Below are 20,539 nucleotides of genomic sequence, written 5' to 3' on the forward strand. Positions count from 1 at the left end.
ACAATGACTGCGGTTGCGGCAACAACTGTGGCGGTTGCGGCGGTGGCTGCGGCTGCGGTGGTGGCTGTGGCGGTTGCAACAACAACTGTGGCAATGATTGCTGCTGATCCTAACTTAGATGCTACGACTAATGGATAAGTGACGAGCAAAAAAAAGAAAACCGGAGGGCAATCGCCCTTCGGTTTTCTTTTTCTACAGTAAGCGCTATTTTATAAATTTTGCATTTTGCAGCTCTTTGCTGCAAATATGAAAATAGGTGTTATAAAGGTCGTCACCAAGCCTTACCACCGCTGCATCCTGCTCCATATCACAGCCATCTGCAAAAGCGTTGCCAATGCAGGATTGCGACATTTTTTCGTCCCTGCTACACAACAGGTAAAGGGAAAATGCACCGCTTTCTACAATTGTCTGGTAGCTCTCAGGAGATTTTTCGCGAACCTGCTCATGAAAATAATTAAGGGCAGTCTGCGCCGTCACCGAATTGGGGCAACCATGCTCCAGCACCTTATCCACGATAAAGGCAAACAGCACCTGTGCATTGCTTTTGACAATTTCATTGGCAGCATATTTTTTACAGCAGTGTGCCGCAAGAATATCATCTGTTGTAAAAAGTAATTCGGAAAGACGCTTGCCGAGTGTATATGCTTTTTCAATGTTGCCGTTTTGTTTTTGCTCATTAAATTCCATTGCGGCAAGTTCGCCATCATCGAGTGCTTTTTCATTGACAACTCCTGCAATTTTAATATCACTATCCTCAAACAGTTTATTTTGATCGTTCAACACTGCAAACCCCTTCCTCTATTTAAACTTATTTTTGCTTGATTGCTTCCAGCGCACAGGCAAGCTGATCGGGACAGGATGTTGCTTTCATTCCACAGCAAATTCCTTTGAGCAGCACAATCACTTCATCGACGGGTCTGCCCTGAACGAGAGCTGAAACTCCTTTTGCATTGCCTGCACATCCACCTAAAAATTCCACTGATTTAATTATATTATCTTCCACATCCAGCTTAATGAGCTGACTGCACACTCCCTTTGGTCTGTATGTACTAATCATCAATAACTACCTTTCTATATCCTTTATATTCTCGCAATGCCTTCTTTCACTGCCTGTTCCGCCACGGCCTGTGCAACACCGGCTGCTGTTTTGGGGTCGAGCGGATCGGGTAAAATAAATTCTGCATTCAGCTTATCATCGGGTACCATAGCGGCAATGGCATATGCCGCAGCAACCTTCATACCCTCGGTAATGTCGCGCGCACGAACCTGTAATGCACCTTTGAATATTCCAGGGAACGCAAGCACATTGTTGATCTGATTGGGAAAATCGGAACGGCCGGTACCCACTACCGCCGCCCCGCCGCGTTTTGCCTCGTCCGGCATAATTTCAGGGGTGGGGTTTGCCAAGGCAAACACAATGCCGTTATTCATAGATGCAACCATATCGGCCGTAAGTAAACCGCCTCGCGACACACCAATGAAAACATCGGCATTGGCAACGATATCCTTTAAGGCACCCTGTTCCCCATTTTGATTAGTAATTTGTGACATTTCATTTTGTGCGGCATTTAGCCATGGGGCACCATTAAAGATGGCACCCTCTTTATCGCACATAACTACCTCGCCAAGATTTAATTGAATGAGCAGCTTTGCAATTGCAATACCGGCAGCACCTGCACCGTTTACAACAATTTTAATCTTCCCTATTTTTTTGCCTGTTACTTTAACCGCATTGATTAAAGCCGCTGCAACTACGATTGCGGTGCCGTGCTGATCATCGTGAAAAACGGGAATGTCACAGCGTTTCTTGAGTTTAGCCTCAACCTCAAAACAGCGGGGAGCAGCAATGTCCTCCAAATTGATGCCGCCAAAGCTTTTTGAAATGTTGGCAATTGTTTCTACAATTGTATCTACATCCTTGCTGTCTACGCAAATTGGGAATGCGTCAACGTCGGCAAATGCCTTAAATAATGCACATTTCCCCTCCATTACTGGCATTGCTGCAGAAGGGCCGATATCACCTAGGCCAAGCACCGCAGAACCATCCGTGATAACAGCCACAAGATTGTTTTTTCGGGTTAGTTCATATGCTTTTGTTTCATCCTGCGCAATTACAAGGCATGGCTCTGCTACGCCCGGGGTATATGCAAGAGAGAGATCCTCGCGCGAACGAATTGGCGCGCGGGAAATTACCTCAATTTTTCCGTTCCATTCATAATGCTTTTGCAGTGCTGCTTTTTTTACGTCCATGCTTAATTCCATCGCTCCTATTTATTTGCAGACCGATTGCCTAAACGCTCTGCTTTTTTTGCTTAAATATTTGGTTCAGGGTTTCATGCGGCGTTACACAGGTTGCAAGCGGGCTGTAGCTCTTCGTATAAAAGCCGTGAAAATCGGTTCCTCCAAACTTGAGTACACCGTATCGGTCAGCCAACTGTTCGAGCTTTTTCGTGTCTTCCTCGGTGTTTCTGGGATGATACACCTCGATACCGTCAAGTATTTCTTTTTCAAGCAGCTCATTGAGCAACTCTAAAGAATCGTATTCATGCGGATGTGCAAGCACGGCGATACCGCCTGCAAGGTGGATGAGATCCAAAACCTCATAGGTATCCGGATATTCGACATCAACACAAATTAAGCCTTTTTCGCTGTCGAACAACTGGGTAAACACGTCGCCGAAAATACGGTCGGTGTAACCGAGATCCATAAGTGCATTCATAATATGCTGCTTATAAATAGATTTGCTGCCTGCATAATAGCGTGCTACAAAATCAGCAGTGATGGGATAAAACCGTGAAACACGCTTTATCATTTCAAGCCCGGCTTTGGTGCGCCCATCCAAAATCTTGTTACACAAACCCTCTAACCGGTCGGGCTTTTGGGGCAGGTAGCACAGAATATGCACCTTACGCCCCCGCTGGTTATCGATGCAGGAAAACTCTACACCCGGTATCACATTAATGCCGTAGCGTTTGCCTAAAACCACTGCACGTGTAATCCCTGCCATGGTGTCATGATCGGTGATGGAAACAAAATCCAGCCCTGCACGTTTTGCAAAGTAGATAACATCCTCCAGCCCCATAGAACCATCGGACAACTTTGTGTGGCAATGTAAATCGCCTATCATGGTACTACACCCCTATTCTGTTTGACTTCTGACACAGGGCCGTTCTTGCGCCTTGGGCTGCAACGCGCAATTTTTCCCTTCCATTATACAACGTCTTAATATCTATATGCAACTAAAAATGTAGGAAGAACCTATGCAGGCAGGTTGTACGCAAACTTTGGCGTACCTCTTCCAACCAAATAAAATGTCCTTAAAAAGACGAAAACAGAACAAAAAGGGACGGAAAAATTTCCGTCCCTTTGCATTATAGCGTCACTTTATGAAACACTTTTTTGCCTTTTTTAATGATTTTATGGTTTGCATCAAACTCAGATACAGGAAATGTTATCATTGGATCGGAAACTTTTACATCATCAATCGAAATACCACCCTGCTGTACCAAGCGGCGCGCCTCTGCTTTGGAGGGGGCAAGACCGGTTTTCACAAGGAGATCCAGCATATTGATGCTGCCATCGGTAAAATCGTCTGTAGAAAGCTGTGTGGTGGGCATGTTCTCACTGTGTGCACCGGTACCGAATACAGCCCGAGCTGCTTCCAGTGCTTTGTCTGCATCTTCTTTGCTGTGAACCATCTTTGTCAGCTCGTAAGCAAGCAGTTCTTTTGCTTTGTTCAGTTCACTGCCCTGCCAGCTCTCCATTGCCTCAATTTCTTCAATGGGTACAAAAGTGAGCAGCTTTAAGCAGTTGATAACATCACCGTCATCGACATTTCTCCAGTATTGGAAGAAGTCGTACGGGGTGGTTTTTTCGGGGTTGAGCCAGATTGCACCGTTCTCGGTTTTACCCATTTTTTTGCCTTCTTTGGTGGTGAGCAAGGTAAAGGTCATACCGCACACCTCTGCCTGCTCTTTACGGCGAACAAGGTCAACACCGCCGAGAATATTGCTCCACTGGTCGTCTCCGCCAAGCTCCATACGGCAATTATGGGTTCTGTACAGGTGCAGAAAGTCGTAGCTTTGCATGATCATGTAGTTAAACTCAATAAATGACAGACCCACTGCAAGGCGGGATTTAAAGCATTCTGCGGTAAGCATTTTGTTCACCGAGAAGCAAGCACCCACATCGCGCAGCATTTCAAGGTATTTTAGCTCACACAGCCAGTCGCCGTTTTGCTCCACAATGGCATTGTCCATATCCACAAACTTAGACATCTGCTGCACAAAGCAATCTGCATTGTAGTCGATCTGTTCTTTGGTAAGCATGGGGCGCATATCGGTTTTGCCGGTAGGGTCGCCAACCATGGTAGTACCGGTACCCAAAAGCAGAATGGGCGTATGCCCGGCACGCTGCATATGCTGAATAACGATCAGCTGCAAAAAATGCCCCACATGCAGGCTGTCTGCCGTTGCATCAAAACCGATGTAAAAGGTTGTTTTTTCATTCTCCAGCATATCTTTAATTTTGTCTTCATGTGTCATTTGCGCAATTAGGCCACGGCGTTTTAGTTCTTCGAATACGGTCATTGATCTTTCTCCTTTAAATTTGTATATTGCTGCGGATATAAAGAAAAGCCCTCTATCCGCATACTGCAGATAGAGGGCGTCGTAAACGCTGTACCACCTCTAATTCGTTATGACCTCACGACCATAACCTCATCAGGTACTATCATACCTTAACGCTGTAACGGGCGCCCCCGACAAAAACTACTGCTCATTCGCCTTTGCAGCTCCGAGATGTATTCACCGCACCGCTCATGCTTTTTTGCACCAACCAAAAGCTCTCTGTAATGAACCTGCACGGCTACTCGTTCTCTTCATAGCCATTACTGGGACTATATCACATTAAAAAATATTTGTCAAGCCTGTTTTTCCGCCAGCCTGAGCATTTCTTCAGCATTTTTCAGTACCGTATCGGTGATATCGGCGCCGCCTATGATACGGGCTATTTCATGGATGCGCTCTGCTTTATCGAGCGAATGAACTTCGGTATATGTTCGGGCATTGCGTATGTTTTTTTCAATCAGCAGGTGATTGTCCGCATAGGATGCGACCTGAGCAAGATGAGTAACGCAGATAATTTGACGCCCCTTAGATACCTGCGCCAGCTTTTGCCCGATTTTCTGCGCAGCCCGCCCGCTTACGCCGGTGTCAATTTCATCAAAAATAAGCGTACCAACTTGATCTTTGTCTGCAATTACATTTTTAAGGCTAAGCATAATGCGTGAAAGCTCGCCGCCCGAGGCAATTTTAGAAAGCGGCTTTGGCGGCTCACCGGGGTTGGTAGAAATCATAAATTCCATATTGTCGATGCCATCTGCCGACAATGCACCAATCTCATTCTTTACCTCAAGGCGAACAAACGGCATATCCAAAAACTTCAGCTCTTCTCCTACAGCATCGGTAAACAGTATTGCTGCCTGTTGCCTACGCTCAGAAAGTTCCTCCGCCATTTTTTGCGCATTGTAGGTCACCTGTGCAAGCTGGGCGTTCAGTTTCTGCTGAAGCTCCTCAGAGTGGTTGATAGAGGAAAGCTCCTCGGTGGATTTTTCGAGATAACTGAGGATTTCCTCAACAGAAGAGCCATATTTGTGTTTCAGTTTATAAATAGTATCCAGACGCAGCTCAATGCGGTCGATATCTCCCTCATCAAAATCAAGGTCGGTGGTGTAGTTTCGAATATCCGAAGCATATTCACGCAGCTCATAGTAAATCTCGTCTACGCGTGCCGCCATCTCCTCAAGGTTGGTAAAATACCGGCCAGCCATAGCAATCGCGTCTTTTGCGGTACCCAGCATGGCAACAAGCCCTTCGCTTTCATCATCGCCATTGAGTGCGGCATCTGCCTGTGTAATGCTTTCAACTATTTTAGCAGAGTTTCCAATCCTCTTTTTTTGTACGATAAGCTCTTCTTCTTCACCAGGTTTGAGGTCTGCGTCGGAAATTTCATCAATTTGATAAGTTAGCAGGTCGATGCGATATGCTTTTTCCGCTTCATCAACATTCAGTTTTTCGAGTTGCTTTCTGATATCCTGCAGTTGTGCGTATTGCTGCCTGTAAGATGCGAGAAGATTTTCGGTATCGGCAAAGCTATCGATAAATTTGATGTGCTTGTCCGGCGCCATCAACGCCTGGTTGTCGTGCTGGCCATGAATGTTGATGAGTGTTTGCGCTACCTCCCGCAGAATAGAAACGGTGGCGGGCCTTCCGCCGATTTTACAGGTGTTTTTACCCTCGGCAGAAAACTCGCGCGAAAGCAAAAGCGAACCGTCTTCTTCTGGCTCATAGCCAAATTCGGCAAGCGCATCGACAGTGTCCTGCGATAAGCGATCGAACAGTGCGGTTACAATTGCCTTATCTGCACCGGTACGGATAAGGTCACGCGAGGTTCGAAAGCCCAAAACAGCGCTGATAGCATCGATTAGAATCGATTTACCGGCGCCTGTTTCACCCGTAAAGATATTGAACCCCGGCTGAAATTCAATCGAGGTCTTTTCAATTACGGCAATATTTTGAATGTAAAGTTGTGTCAGCATGATGTCACCTACCTTGCAATATAGGTCTGCAACTCTTGTACTAATTTTTGAGCGTCGGTAGTTTCACGGGTGAGAATGAAAAAAGTATCATCACCCGAAAGTGTACCAACAATATTATCCAGCTTAAGCAGGTCAAGTGCCGCACAAGCGGCATTTGCCATACCGGGGTGGCATTTTACCACAACAGTGTGCCCTGCATAATCCACCGAGATAACCGTCTCGGTAAAAATGGCGCGAAACCGTGTGGAAACATTGGCTGTTTTTTCAGGCGTGACAAAGGTATAGCGGTAGCGCCCATCGGAAGACAGTGTTTTAATCAACCGTAAATCCTTGATATCGCGAGAAACCGTTGCCTGCGTCACATGGTAGCCTTCCTTTTTCAAAAGGCGCAGAAGTTCATCCTGGGTATCAATAACATTATCGAGTATCAATTCCAGTATCTTTTCATGTCTCTTCGATTTCATTCTTCTGCCCTCTTCCCAGTATTTTCAAGTTTAGTATCTCATAAAAATCCCGTTCACCAAAGTTGATAAGCCTTACGGTAAGGTCTGATTTCTTAATAATTACCTGACTGTCCTGCCGTATTTTAATGGGACGCTCTCCATCCGCAGATAGGTACAGGTCATTTTGATTGTTGATGTATTTGGCATGCACGGTAAGTATCTTTTCGGGCGAAAAAAGTACCGAACGAGAAAACAGCGAATGGGGACAGATTGGCGTCATTGCAATGGAGTCAATGCTCGGGTCAACAATAGGCCCACCTGCGGACATTGCATATGCGGTAGAGCCTGTAGGAGTAGAAAAAATAACACCATCCGCACGGTATTCACTCACCAGCTTATCTGCGCAAACCACATCAATATCAACGATACGCGAGAACACACCCTTTGTAATGGCAATATCATTCAGTGCAACGCATACCAGCTGTTCGGAATCGGTTTGGATTTTCGCCTCAATCAGCATATGATTTTGAACGGTATATCTGCCTTCCGCCAAACGAGAGAGCTTATAAAGCTCATCGCACTCCAATTGTGCGAGAAAGCCCAGCCGCCCAACATTAATGCCCAGTATGGGCAGATTGTGTTTGATGCCGTACTTGGCGCTGTGGATGATGGTACCGTCACCGCCAATGGCAATGATAACATCCATATGACTGACAGCGTTAATAAACTCACAAAAAACGACGCGCTCACTGCGTACATACTGCCGATACGAGCTGTCGAGGTATGCCTCAATGCCGATTTTATACAGCACATCAAGAGTTTCGTTCAGGCACCTTACAGCATGTTCTTTTTGAAAGTTTGGAATAATAATTGCCTTCATCGTTGTTTCATTCCTTTGCCCCTAGTGCGGTATGATACCCGCCTTTATTGCAAGTTGCTATGAGAGCTTTCTACTGTATTTTGTATTGTCTCTTTGTCGACATTGTGAACGGAACCATCATCGTTTTTGATATAAAGCAGATATTCGATATTCCCCTCCGGTCCTGTGATGGGAGAGTAATCGACATCGAGCACCGAAAAGCCGATGGAGTAGGCAAAATCTGCAATTTTGGCAATGACCTCACAATGGATTTCAGGTTCTTTCACCACACCCTTTTTGCCCACTCTGCCTTTGCCTGCTTCAAACTGGGGCTTTACAAGGCAAACCATCTCACCGTTTTGTTTAAGCAAAGTTTTGGCGACCGGCAAAATCAGCCTTAGCGAGATAAACGACACGTCTACACTGGCAAAGTCGATTTTATCGGGTACCTCTTTCTCGGTAACATAGCGGAAATTGGTGCGCTCAAGGTTCACCACACGGTCGTCTGTTCGCAGCTTCCATGCCAGTTGCCCATAACCTACATCAATTGCATACACCTTAACTGCGCCATTTTGTAGCATGCAGTCGGTAAAGCCACCGGTTGATGCCCCGATATCCATACAGACAGCACCTTCAAGGTTGAGGCGGTAGCGCGGTATGGATTTTTCCAGCTTTAGCCCCCCGCGGCTAACATAGCGCATGGTTTCCCCGCGCAGTTCTATTTTATCGGTATCCGAAATTGCCATGCCGGGTTTATCCGCCTTTTGATTATTGACGTAGACAAGCCCTGACATAATCAGGCTTTTGGCTTTTTCTCGGCTGTCAATCAGCCCGTTTTCTGTGACTGCAATATCTAGTCTTTTTTTCACGTTATCCACCATATATCCAGAAATTTTTATTGCTCAGGGTACAGAGATGCGATCAAGTCGCAAAGGCTTTGTGCATCGAGCCCCAACTTTTTGAGCGAAGATACCACTGTTGCCTGCGGGACAAATTTTCCATCAACCGCTCTAACAGCATAACTGCCGCGGTAACCGCACCGTTGCAGGCGCAGCCCGAAATGCTCTGCAATTCCCCCCTGCAAAATGCCCTCCTCTGCAAAGAGAATAGCATCGTATTGAGAAGCAAGTTCAACACAAACCTCCTCAATAGGGTTAATCTTATTAAGCTTCATGAGTGCCACCGGTAAATCGCGCTGTGAAAGCATTTGCGCGGCATGATAAGCCTGTTCAAACTCCTTACCGTAGGAGATGACAAGGGTTTTTGCTTTACGTTCATCCAACAGGAGATAATCCTGCTCGGTAGAACTATTTTCAGGCAGTACAGGCTCTTTGCCGCGCGGGTAACGAAGCGCTACCGGCCCCTTGCATTCGTAGAGAGCCTTGCGTGTAAAATAACGCAGCTCGGCGTAAGTCGTCGGAGAATAAATGATCATGTTGGGGATATTTGATAGATACGCCGCGTCAAACAACCCCTGATGCGTTTCGCCGTCTTCGCCAACGATGCCAGCACGGTCTACTGCAAACAGCACATGCTGCTGTTCAATTGCGGTATCGTGCAGAATCTGGTCGTAGCCGCGCTGCAAAAAGGTGGAGTACACAGCAAAAACAGGCTTGAGCCCGTTGCGTGCAAGCCCTGCGGAAAAGGTGACACCATGCCCTTCTGCAATACCAATATCAAAAAAGCGTTGCGGAAAAGCAGTTGCAAATCCGGCAAGGCCTGTTCCGTATTTCATCGCGGCCGTGATTGCACAGATACTTTCATCCTGCTTTGCAAACTCGGTGAGTGCATCGCCAAAAACGGTGGAAAAGCTGTCTGCCGGGGCAATATCAGAGCTGCCTGTTTTTACATCAAACTTCGAAACGCCATGGTAGGCGCCGGGGTTTTCTTCAGCAAACGGGTAGCCTTTCCCTTTTTGTGTTTCAATATGCAGCAGCACAGGGCGGTTTAGGCTCTTGGCACGCTGCATTACCTCACACAAGTTTTTTATATCATGCCCGTTAACGGGGCCCAAATAGGCAAATCCAAAATCTTCAAACAAATTACTGTTGTACAGCATATCCTTCACTGCAGCCTTGGATGCGGCAGCCGCCTTGTGCAGCGAATTTCCAACCACAGGGATGGATTTTAACCCTTTTTCAATGATATCCTTCGCATCGAAGTATTCACGTTTCGAACGTATTTTGGCAAGATAACGGGCAAATGCCCCTACATTCTTGGAAATAGACATTTCATTGTCGTTGAGAATTACAATCATTCGGTCTTTATAGCGGCCGACATTGTTCATCGCCTCATAAACCATACCATTGGTAAAGGCACCGTCTCCGATTACGGAGATAACATGCCCTTCCTCATGCAAAAGTGTTTTGGCTCGCGCAAGCCCGCTTGCTACCGAAAGTGAGGTACTGCTGTGCCCCGCAAGAAAAACATCATGGATGCTTTCACCCGCTTTGGGAAAACCCGAAATCCCGTCCTCCTGGCGCAAGGTATCAAACCGGTCTCGGCGGCCGGTTAGCAGCTTGTGGGCATAGGCCTGATGGCCGACATCCCACATGATTTGATCGGTGGGCGACGAAAACACCTTGTGCAATGCAACGGTAATTTCAACAACGCCGAGATTGGACGCCAAATGCCCACCGGTTTGGGAAATGGTATGAATCAGCCGGCTGCGTATTTCTTCGCAAAGCTGTTCCATTTGAATATAGTTTAATTTTTTTACATCATAGGGGGAATGAATCCCGTCGAGAAGTGTTTGTTTTTGCAAGGCCAAATCTCCTTTTGCGGTTATGCAGCTCCCGTATAGGGGCATTGCCCTGTTAAACGGGGAATGAGATGGCAATCAGAATGCCGAGCAGTGCACCGCCTAAAACCTCTAAAGGGGTATGCCCGATGAACTCTTTCAGCGCTTTATCAGGGATGTCATCCACAATTTCTGCTGTCTTCTCATCGTCATTATCCTCATCGCCACTCCAATTCCATGACTTAAAACCGAATACAATTTTATTGAGTACCTTTGCCTGTTCACCCGCGGCGCGGCGAACACCCATTGCATCGTACATAACAATACCGGCAAGTGCCAGTGACAATGCAAACACCGATGAATCGAAGCCCAGTTTGCGCGCAAATGCAACCGTCAGCGAACAAACCAGCGCCGAATGTGAACTGGGCATTCCGCCCGCACCAACCAGACGCTCAGGTACAAACTTTTTGGTGGCGATAAGCGTAAACAGTGTTTTCAGAAACTGCGCTGAAATCCAGGCCAAAAACGCCACATTGATGTAATAGTTCCCGATAAATTGTCGAAGCACTCCCATAAGCTCATCCATTCTCTATCAGTTTTCTCTGACAGCCAGTCTGTCGGTCAGTTCATATAAAAATTCATCTTCCATGGTAAATTCATTTAAGATTTCCCTGGCCTCTTTGGTCAGACGCAGTGCCTTATTTCTTGCATATTCCAAATCATGCAGGGTGGCAAACGTCGTCTTTTCGCTCTGCACGTCACTGCCAATGGGTTTACCGAGGGTTTCTTGATCCCCTGCAACATCCAGTATATCATCAACAATCTGAAATGCCAACCCAATTTTTTCTGCATATCGGTGTGCAAGATTAATTTTTTCTTCACCAACGCCTGCGAGAATACAACCGATTTTTGCCGCCGCATTGATGAGCGCACCTGTTTTCATCGAATACATCTGCAAAAGATGCACTTCATCCACAGGTTTTCCCTCACCCTCAAGGTCGATTACCTGCCCACCTAGCATTCCACCCGTGCCTGCATTTTGCGCAAGTTCCAATGTGGCGCGCAGTGCGCATTCGGCAGGTGCCGTGCTGCCGGCAGCTGCTTCAAATGCTTTGGTCAGCAGCCCATCGCCTGCCAGCAGCGCAGTGGTTTCGCCAAATGCTTTCCAGCAGGAAGGTTTGCCACGGCGCAATTCATCATTGTCCATACAAGGTAAATCATCATGAATCAGCGAGTAGGCGTGAATCATCTCCAATGCGCAGGCAAACGGCATTGCAAGCTGTTCTGTGCCGCCGCATGCCTTGCAGAACTCTATTAAAAGAATCGCCCTCACCCGTTTGCCTGCGCCCAACGCACTGTAGCGCATAGCCGATATTACGCTTTGGTATGCGGTATCTGTTTCGTTTAGGTACCCGTCAAGCGCGCAATCGATTTGAGTGAGATAGCGTTTGTATTTTTCATCGTAACCGAGCATAGTTTTCCTCCTAGACCAGAGTATCTTCCCGCTTTATGAGAAGTTCTTTTGAGAGAATCTCCACCTTGAGTTGTGCGTCCTGCATTTTACCGTTGCACACGCGCACCAATGCAATTCCCTCTTCAAACAGTTTTAATGCTGCATCCAGCGGCAAACCGCCGTCATCCAGCTGTGTAACAATATTGTCAAGGCGCTCCAGCGCCTGCTCCAGTGCCAGTTCCTTTTTCATCTGTATTCCTCCGTAATTGCGGTAACCTGTGCCTGTAAACTGCCGCTTGCAAGCTGGATACGCAATTCATCGCCGATTGAAGCCTTGCTGCTATCGGTAAGCAGCTGATCGCCGTCAAATGCAATGGCATAGCCTCGCGCCAATACCTGAAGCGGGCTGAGTGAGCCAAGCAGCTTTGCCTGCTGCGAAAGTTTTTGCTGCTGCACGTTGAGGCGGTTCCGCATTGCCGTAAGCAGGTTTTGTCTGCTTTGGGTGAGATGATTCCGATACTGCTCTAACAGGTTTTGCGGGCTTTGCAGCGCCCTGTGGTGCCGGTAATATGCAAGCTTTGAATTCAGCACACCCAACTTGCTGTACATATTCTCAGTCAGCTTGCGCTGAATAGAATCCAGCCCGTACTGTACTTCTTGTAAATCAGGTGCGGCAAGTTCAGCCGCTGCCGAAGGTGTTGGTGCCCGCAGGTCGGCAACAAAGTCTACAATCGTAAAATCGGTTTCATGCCCCACCGCCGAGATGATAGGGATGTGCGACGCATAGATGGTACGCGCAAGCTGCTCGCTGTTGAAAGCCCATAAGTCCTCCGCCGAGCCGCCGCCCCTGCCAAGAATGATAACATCACAGGCATTGTTTTCATTCAAATACTGCAGTGCCTGAACCATGTCGCCAGCCGCATTTTCTCCCTGTACTAGTACGGGTGCAACTACAACCGTCGCGATGGGATAACGTCTGCCGAGAATATTGAGAATATCCTGCAGGGCAGCGCCTGTCTGCGAGGTAACCACACCAATCTTTTGCGGCATACGCGGTATAGGCTTTTTATGCTCGGGGCCAAACAGCCCCTCTTTGCCGAGCTTTTCTTTCAGCTGTTCATATGCCAGTGCCAGTGCGCCTGCACCATCCGGCTGAATATCGTAAACATACAGCTGGTAAATGCCGTCACGTTCAAAAACAGACACCGAGCAGGAAAGCAGTACCTTTTGCCCGTTCTGCGGACGAAATTTTAACTGCTGCGCATAGCTTTTGAACATGACTGCCTTTACAGACGCCCCGGCATCTTTGAGTGAAAAATAAAGATGACCCGAACTAAAATGGTCGGAAAGATTGGAAATTTCGCCCTTGATCATGAGGCTAGAAAGCTGCTTGTTATCGTCAAAAATTGCCTTGATGTAACGGTTTAGCTGAGAGACCGTAAGTATGTTGTTTAACATAGTCTTGACCCCTGTGCCTTGAGATAAGCAAGCAACGCGACACCCACAGCATTATCGGACGACAATTCGGGTGTTGCAAACACCCCCCCAAGCCATTGCGAAACGCGGCTGCGAATTAAACTGTTGCTGGTAACACCGCCCGCGTAAACACGGGGAATATCGCCGCTTTCAAGCATAACCGCCTCGCTCATCGCCTGAACCGTGGCACAAATGGTATCGAGGCAATATTTTGCAACCTCGTTTTTCTTAGCACCCTTTGCAAGCATGTCGCGGCACTGGTTTTCCACACCGGAAAGGCAACAGTTCATACCTTTAAGCTTGATACGGATCGGAAAATCAGTTTCACAGGTAAGCGCCAGCTTTTCCAGTTCTTTGCCCGCAGGAAAAGCAAGGCCGAGCATACCGCCCACACGGTCGACCACCTGCCCCGCATTGAGATCAAGTGTACCCGAGATCTGCTGAAGCTCCATAATGCGTTCACGGTGCGGCCTTACCAATAAGCCCTCGGTAGTGCCCCCCGAAAAATGAAACGCTACAAATTCACGTCTTAACAAATCAAGCCGGTTGGCAGAATAAAGCGCCGCCGCAACATGCCCTGCCTGATGAGAAAAGTCGTAAAGTGGTGCGCTGCTCTGGTTGGCAAGCACTTTGGCGAGCATTTCCCCTACAAGAAAGCAAGGCATATAAGAGCCCTCTACATCGCGCGGGCGGGCAGAGTAGCCTACGCCGTCAAATTTATACTGCTTGTCCCCCAACAGGCTGTTAATCACTTCAGGAAGCTGCTTTACATGGGCAAATACAGCGTCACTTTGGCGCAAGCCAAGCTCGCCTTCGCGTACAGGCAGCAGCTTACGGCTGTGTGTTACCGTATCGTTGGAGCTATCGTAAAGCGCAGTGGATGTAGTATAGTTGCTGGTGTCAATCCCTAAAAACAAGCCCATGAAACAAACCTCCGTTTCATTCAAATTGAAGTAAGCTGGTTTTATTCATCTAAAATTTTTTCCGCAATCTCCTGCGCTAGGGCATCTGCCGCAGCGTCGGCTTTATCGCTTGTTTTGCCGCGCACCACCGCACCCAGCACACCGTTGACAAAGGAGGAATCTTCGCCTGTGCCAAACTTTTTGGCGAGCTCAACCGCCTCGTTGATCGACACCTTGTCCGGAATCTCTTCAGAAAAAAGAAGCTCATAAATAGAAAGACGCAGTATCGAAAGCGCCACTCGGGAGATACGGTTCATCTTCCACTTGGTTGAATGCTTTTCAATCTGCTTGTCAATCTCGTCCACATGGGACGTCCATCCGGAAGCGAGCTGATGAGCAAACGAGTCGACCTCGATACTTCTTCCCTCGGCCGCATTTTTGATGATATCCTCAAGAGAATCATCCTTATTAAACGATTTTTCGAATATGAGTACGAATGCCTGTTCCCTGGCATCTCTACGTGTCATAGCTCTACCTCCGCGATTTTTATTTTTAAAGGTACAAAATATCCTTGTACGCAACAAAACACACCCTCCCATAAAGGAGGGTATGTTCCATTATTATTTGCCTTCAAATACAATTCCCGATACAAATACATTTACTTTCGATACAACAATACCGGTCATGGTTTGAACTGCTTCTTTGACGCTTTTCTGAATATTCTCAGATACCACGGGTATTTTTGCACCATATTTCAGATTAACATAAACGTCAATCATGGCAATATCATCATTGAGCAAGATACTGATTGATTTTGCATTGGAGCCTTTTACCAAAAATTTTTTAATTGTTGCAGGGCAGGTTGCCATGCCCGCAACACCGTCAATCTCTTTTGTGGCAACGCTCGCAATGGTGGCAATGACCTCCTGTGAAATCTTTAAACTGCCGATGGTCTCGTTTGCTTTTTTCTCTTCCACAACTTTGGCCTCCCTTTACTATATAAAGAATACACATTCATGCACATTTTTACATGGATATACTCTATATATTATACCATAAAAAGCAAAAGACACAACTGCAAGAAGAGATTATTTTATTTTATATGTTTCATAATAATTTTATTTCGTTTCGGTAATCGAGATATTCTCTACCGCAACATCTGTCTGTGAAAGAACGATGTCTTTTATTTTAGCGACGTCTTCTTTTTGCAGCCCGCTCGCTTTCACAATGATGTCGGCCTTATCGTCGGAAAGATAGACCATACAATCTTCAAAACCCTTCGCCTTAATTAGGCTTTCTACCGTTCCCTCCGTTTCAATTGCCTGTGCAAGGGTAGTTGCCTGTACTGCCAAAGCTGCTTTTTCGGTTTCGGTCAGTTCGGCGTCTTTAAACATTTTTTTGATACTGTCAATGGCTTTATCACGGGTTTTCGTACGGTTAACGCGTGCTTCGTTAAAATACTTGGTATTTGCTACAACCTGTACCTGCTCACCGTCAAGGCTGACATACTTGCTGTCGCCATAGTTTTTGGTTTCGGTTGCGGTTGCCGTTTCGGTTGCAACAAAATCTTCTCCGCTGGCGGAATACACCCAGTTGAGGTAAACCGCAATGCCAAGGCTTAGTACCAGCGCCGCCAGTATAATATGCCTTTTCCCTAAAATCATGTTCATATGGAATCCTCCTATGTAAAATTATTTTTCTTTGGCCATCTTTGTGATACAAACCTGTGTAGATGAAAGATCAAGCGCGGTTTTTACCGCATTGATAATTCGTTCTTCCACCACGATACTTTCCGCGCCCTCGCAGACTACCACAACGCCCTTGACCTTTGGTTCAATCTGAGTTTTTATCAGCGCCTCCTTACCGTTTCCGTTATCAACCAGGATATAACTGTTTTCACTGTTATCTTTTTCGTGAAGTTTTTTTATTCCATTTTCGGAATAATCCTGTGTGACATCGGTGTTCTTCTTTTCTGCATTGGCATAGACATACTCCACACCGCTTTCCAGAGTGACCAGTACCCTCGCCTTGCCCACACCCTCAATGCTTGTGACCAGTGCATAAATTTTTTCTTCAAGCTGTATGGCATAGGTTTCGTTTGTTTGGCTGGCCTGTGGCTGCGGAGCTTGCTTTTTGCTCTGCTTCGGCAGAAACTCAGAGAGCAATATAAGCGCAATACCGCAAAGGCCGAGCAGTACAATCAATTTGATTCTGCCTTCGCTGTGAAGCAGCCCTTTTAATTTTTCTTTGATATTATCCATCGTTTGCCTTTGTTCCATCTTGTGATTGCACCTCCTGCCGGAACTGTATCACCGGCTTTAGTCCGAGCTTTTGGGTAATCCTGCTTTCGATTTCAGCTTGTTTATTTTGATCTTCCGCGTGAAGCGAAAGGATGATCTCTGTAATAAATATGCCGCTTTCATCGTTTGTATTAACGTTTATAGAAATTTCTTGCGGTTGTACACCAATTGCGATAAGTTCTTCCCGTGCAAGGTCTTGTATTGAGGCGGCAAAGCTGTCCTGCACCTGTTTTTCCATCGTATCCTTTAGGGCATCCGTACGGTATTCCGTCTGTGGCTGAGTACCCATTTCAATCTGGAACTCCCCGTTAAAAGCGCCTGTCATGATTGGTGAGAGAATACAACAGAGGAAAAACAAACTGATGGTAATTTTATAGATTCGCTGCGTTCCGCCACTGGGTAATGCGAGATGTGCAAGGCTGCCCGCAACTGCCGCAACGCAAACCGCAAGCGCCCAGTTCTTGATTGCTTCCAACGGGTTTCACCTCACTTCATAAGCTCATGCCTACAATAAGCATAATCGTAGTTGATATGATAAACAGCAGCGCCACAAATGAAATGATGGCAAGCAGCAGACTGAGTGCCGTTGCGCAGGCTTTGAGCACTTTACCAATTTGCTGGGCACCCAAAATATCACTGACCGCCGAGCCAAGGTTTACCGCGAAGTACCAGATTACCGTTTGCAGCAAGGACGGCAAAAAGGTAAGTGAAGCCACCGCCACAGCGTATGCCCCTACCGTGGTTTTAAGCAGCTTAACACAGCTTTGCGCGGTTGTCAGGGCGTCTGAAAGGGCCTTGCCCACAACGGGTACAAAGCTACCAAGCAAGAACTTACCGGTTTTCATGGCAACGGTATCGGCACCTGCCGCAACAAGGCTTTGGATGCCGAGTAAGCCGACAAACACCGTAACCAGAAGACCCAGTGCCCATATTACCACCGATTTTGCTGTGCTCGCCGCACCGGAAAGATTCATAGAAGGAGTGAGCGCGCCTACAATGCAGAAAGCAAGGTAAATAGTAACAAGCGGTACAAGCTGATTGGCGGTGATTTTCGATATAACCTCGGATGTAAGCAGTAAAAACGTGTTGTAGGTAGTTGCGGAAACAGGCTGCCCCCCGACAGCAACAAGGCTGACAAATACTGGTATAAACGAGAGAATAAAATCGGAACAGCTTTGGATGGCAGAAGCTGCCGAACGAATACACTCTACAATAGGGTTTACCACCGCAGTGCAGATGCAGAGAATTGCAACCACATTAAAAACAGTATCGAGGCTGCGTTCACCGATGCTGACGTTGAGCCCCTCTACCAGCGAGCATAGTACCGCAACCCCTGAAATGGATGCAAGAATCACCAACGGCTTGCGCAGCTGTTCAAGCAAAATCTCCCACAGTGCCTTGAAAAAATCGGTGGGCGAAAGTGTAAGCAACATCTTATAGTCAATTTCATCCACACCAAGGTTATCCAGTATTCCTTTTGCCTCCTCTGGTGTTTTGTCGTAAAGCTCGTTTGCTCCGCTTGATTCAAATTGCTGTTGCAGTTGTTCTTCGGGTAGCTCGGCATCAAGCGCATAGCAAGGTGTTACGAAAAGCAGAACTGCCGCAATGATGCATAAAAATCGTTTTATCATTGTATCACCGCCTAAGCTGCCAGCAGAGTGGTAATGATAGACAGCAGTGCCTGGAACAAGGGCAGGCTGAGCAGCAGAATAGAAAGCTTACCTGCAATTTCAAGCTTTGATGCAATCGCACTCTGCCCTGCGTCCTTACAGGTATCGCAGGCTATTTGGGTAATAAAACAAATGCCGAGAGATTTAATTAGTATTTCTATGTATTCACGGGGCATTTGAGTGTTATCGAGCAGCAGGTTCAGTTGGTCGAGTACAGGGGTAAGGTTCTCGGCAACCAGAGCAAAAATAATAACGCCGACGATAAGCGAAACTGCCAGGCTGTATTCAGGCTTGTACTGCTTAAGCAGCACCGCCAGTGATACACCGATAATGCCCACACCAACAATCGTAATTATATCCATTGTTTTCACCGCTAAAACCCAAACACTGATTTTGCGGTGTCGAACAGAAAGCTGATTTCATTGATGATGATCATCAGTACTACAATGAGGCCCGCAAGCGTAGTCAGCATTGCCTGCTCCTCTCTGCCCGAGCGAATCAGTACCTGGTTAAGCACTGCCACAATAATTCCAATGGCTGCCACCTTGAAAATTAAATCAACCTCCACCTGTTGTTCCTCCCTGCTTTTAGTTGTCTTTGCTTTTAAACACAACCTAACCCGAATTAAAAAACCACAATAACGAAAGCAACACCCGCGAGTACGCCAAGTGTTTGGTATAACCCTCCCAGTTGCTTTTGACGTGCCTTTGCCTCCTTATGCCGCTCTTTGAGCACAAACTGAGCATAATCAATTTCGCTGAGAGCGCCGTCAAGGTCTACTGCACCGAGCACCGAGCCAAGATGATAGAGTATTCTGAGATCCTCATCATCCATACTTGTAGGGGTTTCGGCAAGTGCCTTTCGCCATGCGTTTGGGAATGCAACCCCCATTTTACACTGGTTTGCACAGGCTTTGACAAACGGCAACGTGCCGGAAAGCGGGCATAGCCGCGACATGACGTCCTGCATGGGAGACATTGTATATTTTAAGTCACTCGCCAGAAGGCTCATCAGGCTGATCGCATCCTCGAGCTGCGTCACCCGCTTTTTCAGCCCTAACGACATCGTCAGACCCACCAGTGAGCTGCAGGCTATCATCAGCAGAAAACCCATTATCCTTATCATACTGTTCCTCCAAACGCAGCACCTGTTTTATCTTCCCTACACGGCTTCTGCCCTCAAGCAAAACAACTGTTTCAAATGCATCCATATCTGCAAGTTCTTTTACAAAGGGTTTTCGCAGCACCTCATTCATAGAGGAGGCATGCACCGACGCAACCAACTTAACACCGCAGGTTGCCCCCGTTTTCAGCGCGTCAATATCCGCCTCTCGGCCAATTTCGTCGCAGATGATGATTTCGGGTGAAAGGGTACGCACCGCCATCAAAATGCCATCGCGTTTGCTGTATCCGCTGAGCACGTCGGTAGTAATACCGATATCATTTTGGGGAATCCCCTGCCACATCGCCGCAAGCTCTCCCCGTTCATCGATAAGCGAAACCTTTTTTACGAGGCAGGCATCCCCATTCGACAGCTGGCGAGCCAAATCACGCAAAATAGTTGTTTTACCCGAGCTCGGAGGTCCGGCAAGCAAAATCCCTTTACGCCCGAAGTTTGTATATTTCAGCACTTCATCGGCACAGCCGAAAATCTGCTTGGCAATTCGGATGTTAAGCGATGAAATATCGCGCATGCCCTCTACTGCACCATCGTTTATCACCGCTGTACCGCACAAACCCACGCGGTGCCCTCCGTTAAATGCAACAAACCCCTGTGCAATTTCAGCCTGATGACTATGTACCGAGTAACCGCACACCGCCCGGAATATTTCACGCAGTTCGTCTGCAGTAACCGCAATACAGTCAGGCTGAAGTTCCCTTGTAATTCTGCCCTTTGCGGTAATAAACAAGTTGTCCGCTCCGCAGCAGATATGGATTGGACGGTTTACCCGCAACCGAATCTCTTGAGCAGTGCGCTGCACCGATTCATCGAGCACCAGTAAAATCCGCTGAATTTGATCGGGAAATAGGCTGCATAGTTTTTCAAAGCGCTGGATGGACTGATCCTTTTCCATTGCAATCACCCCTTGCTCTAATAG

General features: G+C 47.1%; 25 protein-coding genes and 1 other annotated feature. All 25 genes read right to left on the reverse strand.

Annotated features, from left to right (window positions below):
• Positions 1–204: 204 nt before the first annotated feature.
• Positions 205–780, reverse strand: a complete 576-nt coding sequence (locus tag RTV33_RS04110; protein WP_312641840.1) for a hypothetical protein — start codon at positions 778–780, stop codon at positions 205–207.
• Positions 781–808: 28 nt separating this feature from the next.
• Positions 809–1,057 (reverse strand): TIGR03905 family TSCPD domain-containing protein, encoded by a 249-nt coding sequence (locus RTV33_RS04115; RefSeq protein ID WP_312641842.1) that lies wholly within the window; start codon positions 1,055–1,057, stop codon positions 809–811.
• 23 nt (positions 1,058–1,080) lie between these two features.
• On the reverse strand, positions 1,081–2,250 hold the full coding sequence (locus RTV33_RS04120; RefSeq protein WP_312641844.1) for an NADP-dependent malic enzyme: 1,170 nt from the start codon (positions 2,248–2,250) through the stop codon (positions 1,081–1,083).
• 40 nt (positions 2,251–2,290) lie between these two features.
• Entirely contained in the window at positions 2,291–3,127 is an 837-nt protein-coding gene (locus RTV33_RS04125; RefSeq protein ID WP_312641847.1) for a PHP domain-containing protein, read from the reverse strand.
• A 244-nt stretch (positions 3,128–3,371) separates the two neighbouring features.
• On the reverse strand, positions 3,372–4,589 hold the full coding sequence (gene tyrS, locus RTV33_RS04130; RefSeq protein WP_312641849.1) for a tyrosine--tRNA ligase: 1,218 nt from the start codon (positions 4,587–4,589) through the stop codon (positions 3,372–3,374).
• Positions 4,590–4,658: 69 nt separating this feature from the next.
• Positions 4,659–4,892 (reverse strand) — a binding site (T-box leader).
• A 29-nt stretch (positions 4,893–4,921) separates the two neighbouring features.
• Complete coding sequence (gene recN / locus RTV33_RS04135; RefSeq protein WP_312641851.1) at positions 4,922–6,598, reverse strand: DNA repair protein RecN; 1,677 nt, start codon at positions 6,596–6,598, stop codon at positions 4,922–4,924.
• An 8-nt stretch (positions 6,599–6,606) separates the two neighbouring features.
• On the reverse strand, positions 6,607–7,062 hold the full coding sequence (argR, locus tag RTV33_RS04140) for an arginine repressor (protein WP_312641853.1): 456 nt from the start codon (positions 7,060–7,062) through the stop codon (positions 6,607–6,609).
• Positions 7,043–7,921 (reverse strand): NAD(+)/NADH kinase, encoded by an 879-nt coding sequence (locus RTV33_RS04145; RefSeq protein WP_312641855.1) that lies wholly within the window; start codon positions 7,919–7,921, stop codon positions 7,043–7,045. Before RTV33_RS04145 ends, argR begins: the two co-directional genes overlap by 20 nt.
• 44 nt (positions 7,922–7,965) lie before the next feature.
• Positions 7,966–8,769: a TlyA family RNA methyltransferase gene (locus RTV33_RS04150; protein ID WP_312641857.1), complete on the reverse strand. Its 804-nt coding sequence runs from the start codon at positions 8,767–8,769 to the stop codon at positions 7,966–7,968.
• Positions 8,770–8,795: 26 nt separating this feature from the next.
• Positions 8,796–10,664 (reverse strand): 1-deoxy-D-xylulose-5-phosphate synthase, encoded by a 1,869-nt coding sequence (gene dxs, locus RTV33_RS04155; protein WP_312641859.1) that lies wholly within the window; start codon positions 10,662–10,664, stop codon positions 8,796–8,798.
• A gap of 52 nt (positions 10,665–10,716) precedes the next feature.
• Positions 10,717–11,214, reverse strand: coding sequence for a divergent PAP2 family protein (locus RTV33_RS04160; protein WP_312641861.1), 498 nt, complete (start codon positions 11,212–11,214; stop codon positions 10,717–10,719).
• A gap of 18 nt (positions 11,215–11,232) precedes the next feature.
• Complete coding sequence (locus RTV33_RS04165; RefSeq protein ID WP_312641863.1) at positions 11,233–12,114, reverse strand: farnesyl diphosphate synthase; 882 nt, start codon at positions 12,112–12,114, stop codon at positions 11,233–11,235.
• A gap of 10 nt (positions 12,115–12,124) precedes the next feature.
• Positions 12,125–12,343, reverse strand: a complete 219-nt coding sequence (xseB, locus tag RTV33_RS04170; RefSeq protein ID WP_312641865.1) for an exodeoxyribonuclease VII small subunit — start codon at positions 12,341–12,343, stop codon at positions 12,125–12,127.
• The gene (xseA, locus tag RTV33_RS04175; RefSeq protein WP_312641867.1) at positions 12,340–13,551 is read right to left on the reverse strand and encodes an exodeoxyribonuclease VII large subunit; all 1,212 of its coding nucleotides are present in this window, start codon (positions 13,549–13,551) and stop codon (positions 12,340–12,342) included. The genes xseB and xseA overlap by 4 nt, the downstream gene beginning before the upstream one ends.
• Positions 13,545–14,492 carry a peptidase M22 gene (locus RTV33_RS04180; RefSeq protein ID WP_312641869.1) on the reverse strand — a complete coding sequence of 316 codons (948 nt, stop codon included), beginning with the start codon at positions 14,490–14,492 and terminating at the stop codon, positions 13,545–13,547. Before RTV33_RS04180 ends, xseA begins: the two co-directional genes overlap by 7 nt.
• A gap of 41 nt (positions 14,493–14,533) precedes the next feature.
• Positions 14,534–14,998 (reverse strand): transcription antitermination factor NusB, encoded by a 465-nt coding sequence (nusB, locus tag RTV33_RS04185; protein ID WP_312641870.1) that lies wholly within the window; start codon positions 14,996–14,998, stop codon positions 14,534–14,536.
• 93 nt (positions 14,999–15,091) lie between these two features.
• On the reverse strand, positions 15,092–15,448 hold the full coding sequence (locus tag RTV33_RS04190) for an Asp23/Gls24 family envelope stress response protein (RefSeq protein WP_312641872.1): 357 nt from the start codon (positions 15,446–15,448) through the stop codon (positions 15,092–15,094).
• A gap of 141 nt (positions 15,449–15,589) precedes the next feature.
• Positions 15,590–16,141 carry a SpoIIIAH-like family protein gene (locus tag RTV33_RS04195; protein WP_312641874.1) on the reverse strand — a complete coding sequence of 184 codons (552 nt, stop codon included), beginning with the start codon at positions 16,139–16,141 and terminating at the stop codon, positions 15,590–15,592.
• A 21-nt stretch (positions 16,142–16,162) separates the two neighbouring features.
• Complete coding sequence (locus RTV33_RS04200) at positions 16,163–16,750, reverse strand: stage III sporulation protein AG (protein ID WP_312641876.1); 588 nt, start codon at positions 16,748–16,750, stop codon at positions 16,163–16,165.
• The gene (locus RTV33_RS04205; RefSeq protein ID WP_312641878.1) at positions 16,725–17,246 is read right to left on the reverse strand and encodes a stage III sporulation protein AF; all 522 of its coding nucleotides are present in this window, start codon (positions 17,244–17,246) and stop codon (positions 16,725–16,727) included. Before RTV33_RS04205 ends, RTV33_RS04200 begins: the two co-directional genes overlap by 26 nt.
• A 16-nt stretch (positions 17,247–17,262) precedes the next feature.
• Complete coding sequence (locus tag RTV33_RS04210; protein WP_312641879.1) at positions 17,263–18,402, reverse strand: stage III sporulation protein AE; 1,140 nt, start codon at positions 18,400–18,402, stop codon at positions 17,263–17,265.
• Between the two features lie 11 nt (positions 18,403–18,413).
• Positions 18,414–18,803, reverse strand: coding sequence for a SpoIIIAC/SpoIIIAD family protein (locus tag RTV33_RS04215; RefSeq protein WP_312641880.1), 390 nt, complete (start codon positions 18,801–18,803; stop codon positions 18,414–18,416).
• Between the two features lie 11 nt (positions 18,804–18,814).
• Positions 18,815–19,009 carry a stage III sporulation protein AC gene (spoIIIAC, locus tag RTV33_RS04220; protein ID WP_312641882.1) on the reverse strand — a complete coding sequence of 65 codons (195 nt, stop codon included), beginning with the start codon at positions 19,007–19,009 and terminating at the stop codon, positions 18,815–18,817.
• Between the two features lie 56 nt (positions 19,010–19,065).
• A complete protein-coding gene (locus RTV33_RS04225) occupies positions 19,066–19,506 on the reverse strand; it encodes a stage III sporulation protein AB (RefSeq protein WP_312641884.1) in 441 nt (146 codons plus the stop codon).
• Entirely contained in the window at positions 19,433–20,515 is a 1,083-nt protein-coding gene (locus tag RTV33_RS04230; RefSeq protein ID WP_312641886.1) for a stage III sporulation protein AA, read from the reverse strand. The genes RTV33_RS04225 and RTV33_RS04230 overlap by 74 nt, the downstream gene beginning before the upstream one ends.
• Positions 20,516–20,539: the final 24 nt, after the last annotated feature.

It is taken from the genome of Hydrogenoanaerobacterium sp. (assembly GCF_032017025.1).
GTDB lineage: Bacteria > Bacillota > Clostridia > Oscillospirales > Ruminococcaceae > Hydrogenoanaerobacterium.

What these genes read in the sequence shown, in the direction of transcription:
- RTV33_RS04115 (WP_312641842.1), bottom strand. Translation starts at nt 1,057, where the DNA reads ATGATTAGTACATACAGACCAAAGGGAGTGTGCAGTCAGCTCATTAAG.
- RTV33_RS04120 (WP_312641844.1), bottom strand. Translation starts at nt 2,250, where the DNA reads ATGGACGTAAAAAAAGCAGCACTGCAAAAGCATTATGAATGGAACGGA.
- RTV33_RS04125 (WP_312641847.1), bottom strand. Translation starts at nt 3,127, where the DNA reads ATGATAGGCGATTTACATTGCCACACAAAGTTGTCCGATGGTTCTATG.
- tyrS (WP_312641849.1), bottom strand. Translation starts at nt 4,589, where the DNA reads ATGACCGTATTCGAAGAACTAAAACGCCGTGGCCTAATTGCGCAAATG.
- recN (WP_312641851.1), bottom strand. Translation starts at nt 6,598, where the DNA reads ATGCTGACACAACTTTACATTCAAAATATTGCCGTAATTGAAAAGACC.
- argR (WP_312641853.1), bottom strand. Translation starts at nt 7,062, where the DNA reads ATGAAATCGAAGAGACATGAAAAGATACTGGAATTGATACTCGATAAT.
- RTV33_RS04145 (WP_312641855.1), bottom strand. Translation starts at nt 7,921, where the DNA reads ATGAAGGCAATTATTATTCCAAACTTTCAAAAAGAACATGCTGTAAGG.
- RTV33_RS04160 (WP_312641861.1), bottom strand. Translation starts at nt 11,214, where the DNA reads ATGGGAGTGCTTCGACAATTTATCGGGAACTATTACATCAATGTGGCG.
- RTV33_RS04165 (WP_312641863.1), bottom strand. Translation starts at nt 12,114, where the DNA reads ATGCTCGGTTACGATGAAAAATACAAACGCTATCTCACTCAAATCGAT.
- xseB (WP_312641865.1), bottom strand. Translation starts at nt 12,343, where the DNA reads ATGAAAAAGGAACTGGCACTGGAGCAGGCGCTGGAGCGCCTTGACAAT.
- xseA (WP_312641867.1), bottom strand. Translation starts at nt 13,551, where the DNA reads ATGTTAAACAACATACTTACGGTCTCTCAGCTAAACCGTTACATCAAG.
- RTV33_RS04180 (WP_312641869.1), bottom strand. Translation starts at nt 14,492, where the DNA reads ATGGGCTTGTTTTTAGGGATTGACACCAGCAACTATACTACATCCACT.
- nusB (WP_312641870.1), bottom strand. Translation starts at nt 14,998, where the DNA reads ATGACACGTAGAGATGCCAGGGAACAGGCATTCGTACTCATATTCGAA.
- RTV33_RS04195 (WP_312641874.1), bottom strand. Translation starts at nt 16,141, where the DNA reads ATGAACATGATTTTAGGGAAAAGGCATATTATACTGGCGGCGCTGGTA.
- RTV33_RS04200 (WP_312641876.1), bottom strand. Translation starts at nt 16,750, where the DNA reads ATGGAACAAAGGCAAACGATGGATAATATCAAAGAAAAATTAAAAGGG.
- RTV33_RS04210 (WP_312641879.1), bottom strand. Translation starts at nt 18,402, where the DNA reads ATGATAAAACGATTTTTATGCATCATTGCGGCAGTTCTGCTTTTCGTA.
- RTV33_RS04215 (WP_312641880.1), bottom strand. Translation starts at nt 18,803, where the DNA reads ATGGATATAATTACGATTGTTGGTGTGGGCATTATCGGTGTATCACTG.
- RTV33_RS04225 (WP_312641884.1), bottom strand. Translation starts at nt 19,506, where the DNA reads ATGTCGTTAGGGCTGAAAAAGCGGGTGACGCAGCTCGAGGATGCGATC.
- RTV33_RS04230 (WP_312641886.1), bottom strand. Translation starts at nt 20,515, where the DNA reads ATGGAAAAGGATCAGTCCATCCAGCGCTTTGAAAAACTATGCAGCCTA.